Source organism: Pelagibacterium mangrovi (assembly GCF_036662815.1).
Classification (GTDB): domain Bacteria; phylum Pseudomonadota; class Alphaproteobacteria; order Rhizobiales; family Devosiaceae; genus Pelagibacterium; species Pelagibacterium mangrovi.
In genome coordinates this window covers 273802-287257 of record NZ_JBAFXA010000003.1, presented here as the reverse complement: position 1 = coordinate 287257, position 13456 = coordinate 273802, and the positions used below count along the sequence as shown (strand labels likewise).

Sequence of the window (13456 nt, the reverse complement as noted above, 5' to 3'; positions counted from 1 at the left end):
CGCTCCTGTCGCTGCAATGCCCTCGCTCTGCTTTGGTTCCGGCATGCGTGAAATGCCATCATCGATCACACGCGGAGGTGACGTGCAGGCGCTTGAATTCCACGGAACCAGCACGTACCAAGGGGCGCATTCGACCACATCTACGACGGGCAGGCGAAGCGTTGACCCCGATTGAACTGCAAATCGAGGCAATAGCGGCCAATGTCCGGATGGCAACCGGAAATCCGGACGGGGCGCTGTCGGTCGTCGAGCTTGTCGATATGCTCGGAAATCATTCCCACACCGTCGTCATCCTGCTGCTCAGCGTGCTCAGTATGATCTGGGGACCGCCGGGTTATGCGATGCTCATGGGGATCGCCATCGTCACCGTTTCCACGCTCATGATGCTCGGTAAGCCGCTGCGGCTGGGTGGCTGGATCGGCGAGAGGCGAATTCCAGGAAAAATGATTACAGCGATGCTGAAGCGACTGGCTTTCCTTGCCCGTCTGCTCGCCCGGCTGTCGCGCGCCCGCCTTGAAATGCTCACCGGCGAACGCGCCAAGATACCCACGGGGCTGCTCGTCATGCTGATCAGCTTGCCGATGGCGTTGCCTATCCCCTTCATCAACGCGGTTCCCAATGTCGGAATTGCGATTATCTGCGTTTCACGCATCAATCGCGATGGGTTGGGCGTTGTAATAGGGGCGATCGTCGGCCTGCTGGGCGTGGGCATCGCCATCGCGATATTCTGGGGCGCAATCAACCTTGCGCACAACGTTCTGGCATCCTGAAATGACGCACACCGAGGGCCAACGCGAAACGCAATCGACGAAGGCCACTTCCCGGATCGGGCGCGCGGCGCGGGCCATCGGGCAGGGGGCGTGGCAATTGGGGTGGCTGTCGACGGGCGGCCTGTTCGTCGGCCTCGTCTTTTTCGCACTCTCGCTGACGCCGAGCCTGATCCCGCGTCAATATTGGCTGCAGGGCATACTCAGCGGTTCGGTGTTCGCCGCGGGTTACGCGGTGGGCCTCTTCATCGAATGGCTGTTGGACTATCTCGGGCTTGTGGCGCGCAACAAGCCCTGGTCTCCCTGGGTCAGGGCAATCCTGCTGATTGGCGGCGCGTTGCTTGCTGTGACGTTCCTCTGGCTTTCCACCGATTGGCAGAACTCCATTCGCGCCGGCATGGGCATGGCTCCGGTGGAAATCCATCAACCGGTGCGCATCGCGCTGATCGCATTGTTGCCGGCCTTGATTTTCATCGGCCTCGGCACGCTCATCGTGCGCGCCGTGCAGACAGTCTCCTATTGGCTGGCCCGCGTCATCCCACGGCGGGCGGCGCTGGTCAGCGGCATTATCATCGTTGCGCTGTTTTCGAGCACGATAGTCGATGGCGTTCTCATCCGCTGGATTCTGGCGGCCGCCGATCGCACCTATGCAGAATTCGATCAACTCGCAGGCAGCCTGGAGCCCCCGCCGGCCGATCCGCTACGCTCGGGCAGCGCTGCCTCCCTCGTCGCCTGGGACACGATCGGGCGGGACGCGCGCGCCTATGTGCAATCGGGTCCGACGCGCGAGGAAATCGAGGCGATGACCGGCCACCCCGCCGAAACCCCGCTGCGCGTCTATGTCGGCCTCCGTTCCGCCGAAACGATCGAGGAGCGCGCAAGGCTCGCCCTGGCCGAAATGCAACGGGTAGGGGCGTTCGATAAATCGATTCTGGTGCTGATCATGCCGGTGGGCACCGGCTGGGTCGACCCGGCGGCGATCGATACGCTGGAATTTCTCCATGATGGCGACGTCGCCAGCGTCGCCCTGCAATATTCCTACCTAACCAGTTGGCTGTCGCTGGTCACCGAACCCGACGTTGGGGTTGCCGCAGCACAGGCCCTGTTCAATATCGTCTATGACCATTGGACCAATCTGCCCGCCGATGACCGCCCGAGGCTCTACCTGCACGGCCTGAGCCTGGGCGCCTACAGTTCGCAGGCATCGGCCACGCTCTACGATATTCTTGGCGACCCGTTCGACGGCGCGCTCTGGGTCGGCCCGCCCTTCGCCAGCGATGCATGGCGTAATTTCACCGAGAACCGCGATCCCGAATCGCCCTGGTGGCTTCCTCAATTTGGCGATGGCTCAACAGTGCGCTTTGCCAGCGCGGGACACGTTTTGGAATCGGCGGGTGGGCGTTGGGGCGCAACGCGGATTCTCTATCTGCAATACCCCAGCGACCCGATCGTATTCTTCGAGCCGACCACGCTGTATCGCCCGCCCGAATGGCTTTCCGGGGAGCGTCCGCCTGAAATCTCGCAACTGCTCAACTGGTATCCGGTCGTCACCTTTTTCCAGCTATTGCTCGATATGGCGCTGGCCCAGACCTCGCCCATCGGCTTCGGCCACGTCTATGCGCCCACCGACTATCTCGACGCCTGGACGGTCCTGACAGATCCCACCGGTTGGACGCAGCAGGATTTGGGGCAATTGCGGGAAAAACTCACCCGCCACGGCGAACGCGCCCTGATCGATCCGGGCTGGTTCCGCAGTGAAAGCCCCTAGCGAGGCTCAGAATGACGATGTTTGGAAAGAAATGGCTCCCCGGGCCGGATTCGAACCAGCGACCAACCGGTTAACAGCCGGTTGCTCTACCACTGAGCTACCGGGGAACGTGTAGCCTGCTCGGCAGGTGGCGATCATCTAGCCAATTTGGTTGCGCTTGCCAACCCCCCAAATCGTCATTCAGCGATCCATCGCCTTAAGACGGTCGTTGAGCGCAAGCAGGTCCGCAACGCGGTTGACGCCGATGAAGGGATCGTCCGCTTGGCTATCGGCATAGTCGAGCCGTCGAACGGCCAGCGCAGACTGGATATCGCGCAGGCGCGGGCCGCGCGGGGCGGGGCGAAGCGTAGCGAGATGGGCGAGCAGGCGATCGGGGCGCCAAAGCGCGTTGGTGGGATAGTCCCGCGAATCATATGCTCCGACCACGCAGCCGCAATCGGCATCGAGCAGGGCGAGGGACCCTCGCACGAAATCTTCCGGGAAAAACGGCGTATCTACCGATGCAGACACCAGAAACGCGCCGGGCATGTGGTCCTCGCACCACCGAGCCCCAGCCCAAAGCCCTGCCGCCGGTCCTGTTACACCGTGAGGGTCATCGGCGAGAGCGACGATCCCGTCCTCTGCCGAATTCTGGCCGGCGCCGACCGAAAGCAGAACCGCGGCGCATTGCGGCTCGAGGGCCACGCGGACCCGCTCCAAAAGCGGCACATTGCCCAGCCTGATATCGGCCTTTCGCACGCCTCCCAGTCTTTTCCCCGCGCCTCCGGCGAGAATCAGGCCAACAGCGGGGATACTCATTGCCATCGATCTCTACGCCACTGCGTCCAGATCGATCACGATACGGTTTCTCCCCAGCGCCTTGGCCTTGTAGAGCGCCCGATCCGCGCGGAGCAGCAGGGCGTCGAACTCCGTCTCGCCCGGCCGGGCGATCGCGATCCCGCTGCTTGTCGTGCTGGATACGGGACCTTCCGGCGTGTCGATGGTTATCGACGCGAACGCCTGCCGCACGCGCTCGGCGAGCGACTGGATGCCGGGCAGGTCGCTCCCCTTGAGCAGCACGATAAACTCCTCACCCCCGATTCGGGCAGCGATATCGGTTTGGCGAATGCAGCTTCTAAGCGTCTGGGCGAAGGCCTGCAGCACACGATCGCCCACCGCATGTCCGAACCGGTCGTTGATCGATTTGAAGTGGTCGAGATCGAAAGCGATGATCGCCTCGTCCCCGCGAAGCGGATGCGCATCATTATGCTCGAAAAGCGCGCGGCGGTTGAGCAGCCCCGTGAGCGTGTCGGTCAGCGCTGCCTCGTGATGCCGCCGGGCCTTCTGGAACTGGTTGATCGACAGCGCGAACCCCCCGATTGCCGTAATCCCGACAATGCTCATCACGGAATTGAAATATTCTGCGGGATTGTCCGGCCGCGTCGCCAGCGTGATGTCGCCGGCGATCAGCAGAACCATGGCGCACGTGGCAAACGAGAGCGCGACCAGCCCATAGATCGCGATGCTCCCGATGATGAACGTCCGAGCCTCCCAGCGCACGGTCCAGAACCGATAGGCGGTTGCGGCCAGCAGCAGGCAAGCCACGATATTATAGAGGATGAGCCCGAGCCCATTGGCGCCCAGCGCTATCGGAAGCGCAACGATGAATGGCGCGGCGGCACAGATCGCGACGACGGCAGCGCGCGGCTTTACATGCGCGAAGTGGAAGGCCGCCAGATAGATGGCGACGAAGCCCAGCGTCTGCAGCCAGAACGCCAGTGCCATGACCGCATGGTTGGAAAACGGCGCCAGCATGTAAAGCACCACCCCGACGGCGATGATCAGCATCGCGAACGACCAGACAGCCAGGAAACGGTCGGCCCGGCTGGTCAGCCAGACGGTAAGAAGCGCAATCGACATGGCCCCGGCACTGATGCCTGCTGCCACGAACAGCGGGGTTTGGTCGATGAGCATTGGAGGTGAAGTCCTTATGGGCGTGTATCGTCCACTATATATAATGGTTCCAGTTTCTTGGCGATTAAACGCAATGTCGGGATTTTGGAAACGATGCCGGACCTATTGCGCCCATAGACTGACTGCGAGCCCCCGCGCGCTAGAATGCCTGCTGTCTGAACATATGAGGAGGCAACCATGTTCAAAAGCGTATCTGCAGCAGCGTTGGCAACGGTTCTCGGCCTGACGGCGATGGCGGCGCAGGCACAGGTCGGCGGCAATCTCGCCGGATTTCCGCCCGTAGATATCGAACTCGACATCCATGAAAATGACGGCGCCCGAATTGCTATCGAATTCGCATCTGCGGGTTCTGACGGTCAATGACGGCATCGAAGTCCAGTTGCAGGGCCTGATGTTCCGCGCCTTCGAATTCGACGAACCCGGAAAGGTCTCGTTCAGCTTCGTGCCGATCCGGCCGGGCACATATGAATTCACCATCGGCCGCAACCCCATTGCCCAAGGGCTGGCCGCCGGCACCGAAGGTGTTCAAGAGTCCGAGTTCAGGGCCGCGGGTCACTTTATAGTGGAATAGGCGGAACGGGCGCACGCGCTCCTTGCCTGTCAGAGCGCCGTGTCGATCAATGCCAGGCCGACTTCGGGGTGGAAGCGCTTCCGCAGATAGGTAGGAGCTTCCGTAAGGATGATTTCGAGCGTGGGGCGAACGATGCCGCTCGTCACATGCCCCGCGATCGCCCGGCCGTCGGAGGTGCCCAGAACCGCATGGGCATGAACGGCCGGGTTGCCGTCCGGCCCCATGGCGATATCGCCGGTAAGGGACGCCACTTCCACCTGCTCGCCGACATTGATCTTGAGGTAGCTTTTTTCCTGCCAGTCGAAAAAGGCCAGCGTGGCCTTTTCGAACGCGCCGATCGCCTTGAAGCTGGCGGCATTCAGGCCCTTCTGGGCGGCGAAGGTTTCAAGGCACGACATGACCTCATCGCCGATCTCGAGGATGACGGCATAGGTTTGCGCGCCGTCGGCATCGTGGATGAGCTTACTTTGCATATCGGAATTCCTTGCTGCTATCGCAGGCCGCCGATGCGACCCCGCGCCTCGCGTCGATAATCTTCCGGTGGGAGAGAAGTTCCCGCCCGACGCTTCCTTGTCAGGCGAATCGCACACTTATGTGACTGCCTCGGGCAGAGGGCGATGCCGGCGTCCAGAAAATTCAGCATCGTCGGTATCTGGCCTTGCCTAAGCGCCCGGCCTGACATAGATACCGCCGACAGAGGCCTCGTGGCGGAGTGGTTACGCAGCGGATTGCAAATCCGTGCACACCGGTTCGATTCCGGTCGAGGCCTCCATTTCCTTTTTCGATGGTCGGGCGGGCTGGGAGCTGATGGTTCCCGCCGCTCTTGTCGTTTCCCAACCTTGGATCGATCGGTCGTCTCCCACGGAACTCGGCCCCTCCGCCCCGCGTTTGAGTGTAAGAGCTTCAGGAAGGGCGGCGATGCTCACTCGGTGTCCAAATTGCGGAGCAACGGTATCGACCCGTTCGGACGAATGTCCCCAATGCCACGGGCGTTTGCACGCGCCGCGCAAGGATGTCGCCAACCGCGTCTTCGCCTGGACCTTTGCCGCCTTCAACGCATTGATGCTCGCTTGGATCGGCTTTTATATGCTCACCGGCCGGGCCACCCTGCGGGCTGGAACGTCCGCGTCCGGCGAGTTGGGCATCGGATCTTTACTGCTGCTGTGGATGTTGGGCCTGCTCGTCCTGGGCCTTTGCGCCATGTTCAATTTCGCCCACCGCTCCGCCGCCGAACATTCGGAACACCGGCGCGCCACGAGGTAACATCATGAGAACGACTACCATCCGTACGGCCCTGCACCCTGCCGATTCAGACCCTGCCGCGCCTCGGCCCGACAGCGGTTTCATCGGTGCAGTGCAAAGCGTGCTGATCGTCGCCGGTTGTGTCGCGATGGGTGCCCTGTTGCTGATCGCCGGATTGCTCGCTTGGCCGATCCGTCTGCTTCACCATCGGCTGCACCGTTAGTCGGCGTTGGGCGAAACAAGGCGAGCGTGCATGATTGCGTTCGACCTGGCTCAGATACCCCACCGAAACGCCCGGCTGCCGGCCAAGCATCTGCAGCGTCATACGCAGCCTGTGACGCTGCGCTCGAATCAAGACACCTGCCTTCGCCGCACCGATATCTGCGGAGGCACTTTTTCTGATGTCATGATTGTTCCCCCCTTTGCTGACCTGCCGTCGAGATTACTCATCCAATCTGGCTTGCCCAACCCATTTATGCGCGGTGGGGCAGGGGATGACGGATTCTAAAAAGTCCATGTTTTACGATGGGTTAACTATGATTACGTGGCATTTGAGCAACATTGCCGGCTTGCCCTATTCCTGCCACGAGCCGGCCCCACTTCGTCCGCACTCGAAACCGAAAGTCCGGCCCATCGCGTTGGTGCGGATCTCGTGCGGCACAGTTGTAGCGTCAGGGCAACACTCCCGGCTCTGAGTGCGGAGCGGCGGCCTAGAGATCGGAACCAGTGCTCACCGGCACCCATTAGTTGCACATCCGCCGGTATAAAGGAGAATACATATGAACACTCTCAAGAAAGTGGCCATCGCAGCCCTTCTGTCCACGACCGCTTTCGGTGGGGCGTTTGCCGCCGATGCGATCGGGGTTCCCGCTCCCGTCCTTCCGCCTGCTCCCGTTTTTGACGACGCCAGCGGTTTTGACTGGAACGGCTTCTACGCTGGTGCCAGCGTCGGTGCCCAGAACGATATCGAAGAAGACGTGACCAACTGGACCCTGGGTGCCCAGGCCGGTGTGAACGCCACCTTCGACTTCTTCCTGGTTGGTGCCGAAGTGGCCATCGACGGTGTCTTCGACGAAGACGAAACCTACGCCTACGGTTCGGCTCTCGCCCGTGGTGGTGTGCTGGTCACCGATGACCTGCTCGCCTATGCCGCTATCGGTTACGGCACCGACTTCGATGCCGATTCCGCTTATGGTCAGGGTGATCACGTTCTGGCCGGTGGTGGTCTCGAATTCGCCGCTACCGAAAACGTCTCGGTCCGTGGCCAGTACCTCTATGGTTGGTCCACCGATGACGTGGCGACCGACTCGGACATCCACAAGTTCCAGATCGGTGCCAACTTCCACTTCTAATCGCAGCATCTGCTACGATTGCTCGAACGGCCCCCTTGCGGGGCCGTTTTTGTTTACGCCTTGTTAGGAAACGACTACTTTCTGTGCCCCAAACGCAACAGAAGGTGCAATTGATGGCATCTTTGTGCCGATTTAGGGGTGCGTTGGGGGCAGAGGGGGTTGGAATCAGTCGAGACTTAGGCAATATCACAACAACCAACCCCCGTGCTGTGAGGTAATTGAAATGAACGCACTTAAGACTGCTCTGCTCGCCGCTGCGTCGATGACTGTCGCTTCGGCTGCTTTCGCCGCTGACCCGATCATGCCGGCTCCCACGCCCATCGTTCCCGTCGTTGACAACTCGTCCGTCTGGGATGGTTTCTACGCTGGTGCCAACGTCGGCTACGGCTGGGGTGAAGTCGACGGCGTTGCTGGCTTCGATGATATCGAAGGCTGGCTCGGTGGCGCCCAGCTCGGCTACAACATGGCCCTGAGCGGTGTTGTCATCGGTGTTGAAGGTGACTACCAGTTCTCCGACATCAAGGACGGCGATCTCGGCATCAACCACTTCGGTACCGTTCGTGCTCGCGTCGGTGCTGACATGGGTGGCTTCCTGCCCTACCTGACCGCCGGTGTGGCGTTCGGCGAGTTCGAAGATGATGCTGACAATACCGACTATGATTGGGGCTGGACTGCGGGTGCCGGTGTCGAAGCCATGGTCATGGACAATCTGTCGGTCAAGGGCGAGTACCTTTACATGAACTTCGAAGATATCGGTGACACCGGTGTTGACTCTGAAGTTCACACCGCTCGCGTCGGCCTGAACTTCCACTTCTAAGATTTTGCTGGCGTAGCGGGGGCGTCGCCAGCTCAATCTAAATTGTGAACGGCCCGGCTTTGCCGGGCCGTTTTCATTTGTGCGTGCGACGTCGAAATGCGCGCAATTTTAGTAAAGTCTTATCCACGTTCAGAGGCTTGGCTTGAGCGCGGTGCCATCACCGCAATAATGGCGTCAATTAACCTTAATGGAGTGACGCCCATGTCTCTTGCCCTTCGCCTTGCGGCGCTTCTTGCCGCCACGACTGCTTTTACTGCCGCTGCGACTGCGCAGGACTACGGCCCTTACGGGATGGGTGGCGGTTTCGGCGGCTATGGTTTTGACTGGGACGGTTTCTACGCTGGCGTCTATGGCGGCGGCGTCCCGTTCGGTGAAACATCGTTGAACGCGGGTATCTTTACGGGCGTCAACGTTTCCCTGGATGCGGCGATTGTCGGTGTCGAGGCGCAACTCGGTGCCGATTTCGCCGATTCGACAAGCTTCGATGCCCTGGTCCTGGGCAAGGGGGGCATGACGTTCGGAGATGCGCTGGTCTATGCCACCGGCGGCGTGGGCGTCGTTTCGGGCGATTGGGGCTATACCCTGGGTGGCGGTGCCGAATACGGCTTCACCGATTACATGAGCGTCCGAGGTGAAGTTCTGGGAACCGGCGATTGGAACGGCATGCCCGACGACATGCGCCTGACGGCCGGCGTCGCCTTCCACCTCTGAAGTTTGGGGCGGGCAGGGCGCCCGTTCATCCGAATCGATCTCGCAAATGTGTTCGCCTCGAACGGGCGCGCGCGCGGCTATGGCGTGAAGCGTCGCTCGGGTGTGGTTTGCGGAGCCCCTGCTTTTGCGGCCAGGGTGCGAGCAAACGCCGCATTTACGCGCGTTAAAACATGACAATTATTATCAGTTTTATGCCCCCTTGAAACCACCTAGGGGGTGGGATAAGCCCTGTGCCAACGACAAGGGCTGCGATAGCCCGCGAGTCCTCTACGCCCCGGTGCCAGCCGGGATTTCAGCGAAGGCTTGGCTGTCTATGAACGAACTGCTTAGCGCCTATCTGCCTATTTTGATTTTTGTTGGGCTCGCCGCCGTCATTGGTTTGGCGCTTCTCGTTGCTCCGTTTCTCATCGCCGTGAAACGCCCCGATCCCGAAAAGGTTTCGGCCTTCGAATGCGGCTTCGACGCTTTCGAGGATTCGCGCATGAAATTCGACGTGCGCTTCTACCTCGTCGCGATCCTGTTCATCATCTTCGATCTGGAAGTCGCGTTCCTGTTCCCCTGGGCCATTGCTTTCGGGGAAGTGGGCTGGTTCGGCTTCTGGTCGATGATGGTGTTTCTGGGGGTGCTCACTATCGGCTTCATCTACGAATGGCGCAAGGGAGCTCTTGAATGGGATTGAGCGACAATACGACGCTGGTCGCCCCCAGGCCGCGCGGCGTCATCGACCCGGCCACCAACGCGCCCGTCGGTGCCACCGACCCCTATTTCGTCGAGGTCAATAACCAGCTCGCCGACAAGGGCTTCCTCGTTACGGCGACCGATGAACTGATTAACTGGGCCCGCACCGGCTCGCTCATGTGGATGCAGACCGGCCTTGCCTGCTGCGCCGTCGAGATGATGCAGATGTCGATGCCGCGCTACGATATCGAGCGCTTCGGCACCGCTCCGCGCGCTTCTCCACGTACGTCGGACGTCTTGATCGTCGCCGGCACGCTGACCAACAAGATGGCCCCGGCGCTGCGCAAGGTTTACGACCAGATGCCCGAGCCGCGCTACGTCATCTCCATGGGCAGTTGCGCCAATGGCGGCGGCTACTACCATTATTCCTATTCGGTCGTCCGTGGGTGCGATCGCGTCCTGCCGGTCGATATCTACGTGCCGGGCTGTCCTCCGACCGCCGAGGCGCTGCTGTACGGAATTCTGCTGCTGCAAAAGAAAATCCGCCGCACCGGAACGATCGAGCGATAAGGCCAGGCGATGGACAACTCTCTTTCCGAACTCGGCGAGTACATTGCGCTCAAACTGGGCGAAGCTATCGAGGGCTATGGCGTGGCCTATGAGGAGTTGACCCTGGAGGTCAAACCCGACGCTATCGTCAACGTCATGCGCACCCTGCGGGACGATCCCCGCTGCCAGTTCATCTGCATTATCGATGTCTGCGGCGTCGATTATCCCGAACGCGCGCAACGCTTCGATGTCGTCTATCACCTCCTCAGCCCGCACCAGAACACCCGCATCCGCGTTCGTGTCATCGTCGACGAAGTGACGCCCGTGCCTTCGATCACCGGCGTTTTCCCCGGCGCCAACTGGTTCGAACGCGAAGCCTACGATCTTTACGGAATTCTTTTCTCCGGCCACCCCGACCTTCGTCGTATCCTCACCGACTATGGTTTCGACGGCCACCCCTTGCGCAAGGACTTCCCGCTGACCGGTTTTGTCGAGGTCCGCTACGACGAGGAGCGCAAGCGCGTCGTCTATGAGCCCGTCCAGCTCGCGCAGGAGTTCCGGAACTTCGATTACCTCTCGCCCTGGGAAGGCACCGATTACGTGCTGCCCGGCGACGAAAAGGCCAAGCAATGACGCAAACCGCTTCCGAAGTCGATGTCAGGACCTTCACCATCAATTTTGGTCCTGTGCACCCTTCCGCACACGGCGTGCTGCGGTTGGTGCTCGAGCTCGATGGCGAGGTGGTCGAGCGCGTCGATCCCCATGTCGGCCTGCTCCATCGCGGCACCGAAAAGCTGATCGAGCACAAGACCTATCTCCAGGCCGTACCCTATTTCGATCGCCTCGATTACGTGGCGCCGATGAATCAGGAGCACGCCTTCGCACTGGCCGTCGAAAAGCTCCTGGGCATCGAAGTGCCCATGCGCGGTCAGCTTATCCGCGTGCTGTTCTCCGAAATCGGCCGCCTGCTCAGCCATCTGATGAACGTCACCACGCAAGCCATGGATATCGGCGCGCTCACCCCGCCGCTCTGGGGCTTCGAGCAGCGCGAAAAGCTGATGGTGTTCTATGAGCGCGCGTCGGGCGCCCGCATGCACGCCGCCTATTTCCGCCCTGGCGGCGTCCATCAGGATTTGCCCCAGGCGCTGATCGACGACATTGCCCAATTCTGCGAGGATTTCCCCAAGGCGCTCGACGATATCGATAGCCTTCTCACCGAAAACCGCATCTTCAAGCAGCGCAACGCCGATATCGGCGTAGTAACGCTCGATGAGGCATGGAGCTTCGGGTTTTCCGGCGTGATGGTGCGGGCTTCCGGCGTTGCGTGGGATCTGCGCAAGGCCCAGCCCTATGAGTGCTACGACCGATTCGAATTCGACATTCCAGTCGGCAAGCACGGCGATTGCTACGACCGTTACCTCATCCGCATGGAAGAGATGCGCCAGTCCAACGAGATCATGAAGCAAGCCATCGCGCTGCTCAATTCGCCCGAAGGACAGGGGCCGGTCTCCACCACCGATGGCAAGGTCGTGCCGCCCATGCGCGGTGAGATGAAGCGCTCGATGGAAGCGCTCATCCATCACTTCAAGCTCTATACCGAAGGCTACCGCGTTCCCAAGGGCGAGGTTTATGCCGCCGTCGAAGCGCCGAAGGGCGAGTTCGGCGTCTATCTCGTCTCGGACGGCACCAACAAGCCCTATCGCTGCAAGATTCGCGCGCCGGGCTTTGCCCATCTCCAGGCCATGGATTTCCTGTGCCGCGGGCATTTGCTCGCCGACGTCACGGCAATCCTGGGTTCCCTCGATATCGTGTTCGGAGAGGTCGATCGCTGATGAGTGTGCGCCGCCTTGCAGACGAATCCGTCCAGCCCGCCGCCTTCGCGTTTTCCAACGACAACGCCGCATGGGCTCAAAAGCGCATCGCCATGTATCCCGAAGGGCGCCAGCAATCGGCAGTGATCCCGCTGCTCATGCGCGCTCAGGAACAGGATGGCTGGATTTCCCGTGCCACCATCGAAACGGTCGCGGATATGCTGGGCATGCCCTATATCCGCGTGCTGGAAGTGGCCACCTTCTACACTCAGTTTCAGCTCCAGCCGGTCGGCACCCGCGCCCATATCCAGGTGTGCGGCACCACGCCCTGCATGCTTCGCGGAGCCGAGGACATCAAGGCGGTCTGCCAGAAGCATATCCACGCCCAACCGCACCATCTCAATGCCGAGGGCACGATGAGTTGGGAAGAGGTCGAGTGCGCCGGCGCCTGCGTCAACGCTCCGATGGTCACCATCGGCTTCGACACCTATGAAGATCTCACCCCTGAGCGCTTCGAGGAAATCCTGATCGCGTTCCGCGATGGCAAGGGCGACACCATACAGCCCGGCCCGCAAAACGGCCGCCAGTTCGCCGCGCCGCTTTCCGGGCAGACGACCTTGCTAGTTGATTCCGCGAAATCTCCTGAACCATCCTCCGCCGGCCCGGTCGAAGCCGATGCGGACGCGACCAAGCCGGGACGCAAGCAGGAGATCACCGAAGAAGCCGCCCCTGCCATCAAGGGACCCTCCGCCGAAGGAAAGGTTTCTGAAGCCGAGGTGGAACAAGCCGGGAAGAAGGCCGCCGGCCCCGATCGTCGCAAGCCCAGCCAGGCCGGGCGCGAAGGTGCGACCGGTGCCGAGTCGCCGGCGATCGAAAAGACGGCCAGTAGCGCCGGCGAGAAGACCAAAACCAAGAGCCGAAAGCTCGAAAAACCCGAAGAAACGGGGGAGGGCATCCAGCCGCTCTTTACTCCGGCTGAAGGTGACGCCGACGATCTCAAGCTGATTTCCGGCGTTGGCCCCGGCATCGAGGCAAAGCTCAACGCCCTGGGCATCACCACTTACGCCCAGATTGCCGCGCTGTCGGATACTGACGGCGAGCGTGTCGAGGCCGAACTAAATTTCAAGGGACGCATGAACCGCGACAACTGGAAAGCCCAGGCCAAGGCGCTCGCCGACGGCGGTGTCGATGAATACGTCCGCGTTTTCGGCAAGAAGCCGCGATAGGGGGATTTGAG

General features: G+C 61.1%; 18 protein-coding genes and 2 tRNA genes. 16 read left to right on the top strand and 4 right to left on the bottom strand.

Annotated elements, in window-relative coordinates; genetic code table 11:
* The first annotated feature begins 92 nt into the window (after positions 1-92).
* Positions 93-770, top strand: coding sequence for an exopolysaccharide biosynthesis protein (locus tag V4T21_RS06540; RefSeq protein WP_332714643.1), 678 nt, complete (start codon positions 93-95; stop codon positions 768-770).
* Position 771: 1 nt separating this feature from the next.
* On the top strand, positions 772-2535 hold the full coding sequence (locus V4T21_RS06535; RefSeq protein WP_332714641.1) for an alpha/beta hydrolase: 1764 nt from the start codon (positions 772-774) through the stop codon (positions 2533-2535).
* Positions 2536-2567: 32 nt separating this feature from the next.
* Here V4T21_RS06535 and V4T21_RS06530 read toward each other — a convergent pair.
* The 3 genes from V4T21_RS06530 to V4T21_RS06520 form a co-directional block, all read right to left on the bottom strand.
* Positions 2568-2642: transfer RNA gene (locus V4T21_RS06530), tRNA-Asn, on the bottom strand.
* 73 nt (positions 2643-2715) lie between these two features.
* On the bottom strand, positions 2716-3333 hold the full coding sequence (gene mobA / locus V4T21_RS06525) for a molybdenum cofactor guanylyltransferase (RefSeq protein WP_332714639.1): 618 nt from the start codon (positions 3331-3333) through the stop codon (positions 2716-2718).
* A gap of 12 nt (positions 3334-3345) precedes the next feature.
* On the bottom strand, positions 3346-4488 hold the full coding sequence (locus V4T21_RS06520; RefSeq protein WP_332714637.1) for a GGDEF domain-containing protein: 1143 nt from the start codon (positions 4486-4488) through the stop codon (positions 3346-3348).
* Positions 4489-4665: 177 nt separating this feature from the next.
* On the opposite strand from V4T21_RS06520, the gene V4T21_RS06515 reads away from it, so the two are divergent.
* Both V4T21_RS06515 and V4T21_RS06510 read left to right on the top strand, forming a co-directional pair.
* Entirely contained in the window at positions 4666-4851 is a 186-nt protein-coding gene (locus V4T21_RS06515) for a hypothetical protein (RefSeq protein WP_332714635.1), read from the top strand.
* Positions 4811-5059, top strand: coding sequence for a hypothetical protein (locus V4T21_RS06510; RefSeq protein WP_332714633.1), 249 nt, complete (start codon positions 4811-4813; stop codon positions 5057-5059). Before V4T21_RS06515 ends, V4T21_RS06510 begins: the two co-directional genes overlap by 41 nt.
* Positions 5060-5088: 29 nt before the next feature.
* Here the strand turns inward: V4T21_RS06510 and V4T21_RS06505 are convergent, their stop codons facing one another.
* Positions 5089-5532 carry a PPC domain-containing DNA-binding protein gene (locus V4T21_RS06505; RefSeq protein ID WP_332714632.1) on the bottom strand — a complete coding sequence of 148 codons (444 nt, stop codon included), beginning with the start codon at positions 5530-5532 and terminating at the stop codon, positions 5089-5091.
* A gap of 225 nt (positions 5533-5757) precedes the next feature.
* Here V4T21_RS06505 and V4T21_RS06500 point away from each other — a divergent pair.
* From V4T21_RS06500 to nuoE, 12 genes are all read left to right on the top strand, one after another.
* Positions 5758-5831 (top strand) — tRNA-Cys (locus V4T21_RS06500).
* A 146-nt stretch (positions 5832-5977) separates the two neighbouring features.
* The gene (locus V4T21_RS06495) at positions 5978-6322 is read left to right on the top strand and encodes a paraquat-inducible protein A (protein ID WP_332714630.1); all 345 of its coding nucleotides are present in this window, start codon (positions 5978-5980) and stop codon (positions 6320-6322) included.
* A 4-nt stretch (positions 6323-6326) separates the two neighbouring features.
* A complete protein-coding gene (locus V4T21_RS06490; protein ID WP_332714629.1) occupies positions 6327-6524 on the top strand; it encodes a hypothetical protein in 198 nt (65 codons plus the stop codon).
* A gap of 30 nt (positions 6525-6554) precedes the next feature.
* The gene (locus V4T21_RS06485) at positions 6555-6809 is read left to right on the top strand and encodes a hypothetical protein (RefSeq protein ID WP_332714627.1); all 255 of its coding nucleotides are present in this window, start codon (positions 6555-6557) and stop codon (positions 6807-6809) included.
* A gap of 271 nt (positions 6810-7080) precedes the next feature.
* A complete protein-coding gene (locus tag V4T21_RS06480; RefSeq protein ID WP_332714625.1) occupies positions 7081-7653 on the top strand; it encodes an outer membrane protein in 573 nt (190 codons plus the stop codon).
* Between the two features lie 223 nt (positions 7654-7876).
* Positions 7877-8470, top strand: coding sequence for an outer membrane protein (locus tag V4T21_RS06475; RefSeq protein ID WP_332714623.1), 594 nt, complete (start codon positions 7877-7879; stop codon positions 8468-8470).
* Between the two features lie 201 nt (positions 8471-8671).
* Entirely contained in the window at positions 8672-9181 is a 510-nt protein-coding gene (locus V4T21_RS06470) for an outer membrane protein (protein ID WP_332714621.1), read from the top strand.
* 313 nt (positions 9182-9494) lie between these two features.
* Positions 9495-9860 (top strand): NADH-quinone oxidoreductase subunit A, encoded by a 366-nt coding sequence (locus V4T21_RS06465; RefSeq protein ID WP_332714619.1) that lies wholly within the window; start codon positions 9495-9497, stop codon positions 9858-9860.
* Entirely contained in the window at positions 9851-10429 is a 579-nt protein-coding gene (locus V4T21_RS06460) for a NuoB/complex I 20 kDa subunit family protein (RefSeq protein ID WP_332714617.1), read from the top strand. Before V4T21_RS06465 ends, V4T21_RS06460 begins: the two co-directional genes overlap by 10 nt.
* 9 nt (positions 10430-10438) lie before the next feature.
* Positions 10439-11041, top strand: a complete 603-nt coding sequence (locus V4T21_RS06455; protein ID WP_332714615.1) for an NADH-quinone oxidoreductase subunit C — start codon at positions 10439-10441, stop codon at positions 11039-11041.
* Positions 11038-12240, top strand: a complete 1203-nt coding sequence (locus tag V4T21_RS06450) for an NADH-quinone oxidoreductase subunit D (RefSeq protein ID WP_332714613.1) — start codon at positions 11038-11040, stop codon at positions 12238-12240. Before V4T21_RS06455 ends, V4T21_RS06450 begins: the two co-directional genes overlap by 4 nt.
* Positions 12240-13445 (top strand): NADH-quinone oxidoreductase subunit NuoE, encoded by a 1206-nt coding sequence (gene nuoE, locus V4T21_RS06445; protein ID WP_332714611.1) that lies wholly within the window; start codon positions 12240-12242, stop codon positions 13443-13445. Before V4T21_RS06450 ends, nuoE begins: the two co-directional genes overlap by 1 nt.
* Positions 13446-13456 lie beyond the last annotated feature (11 nt).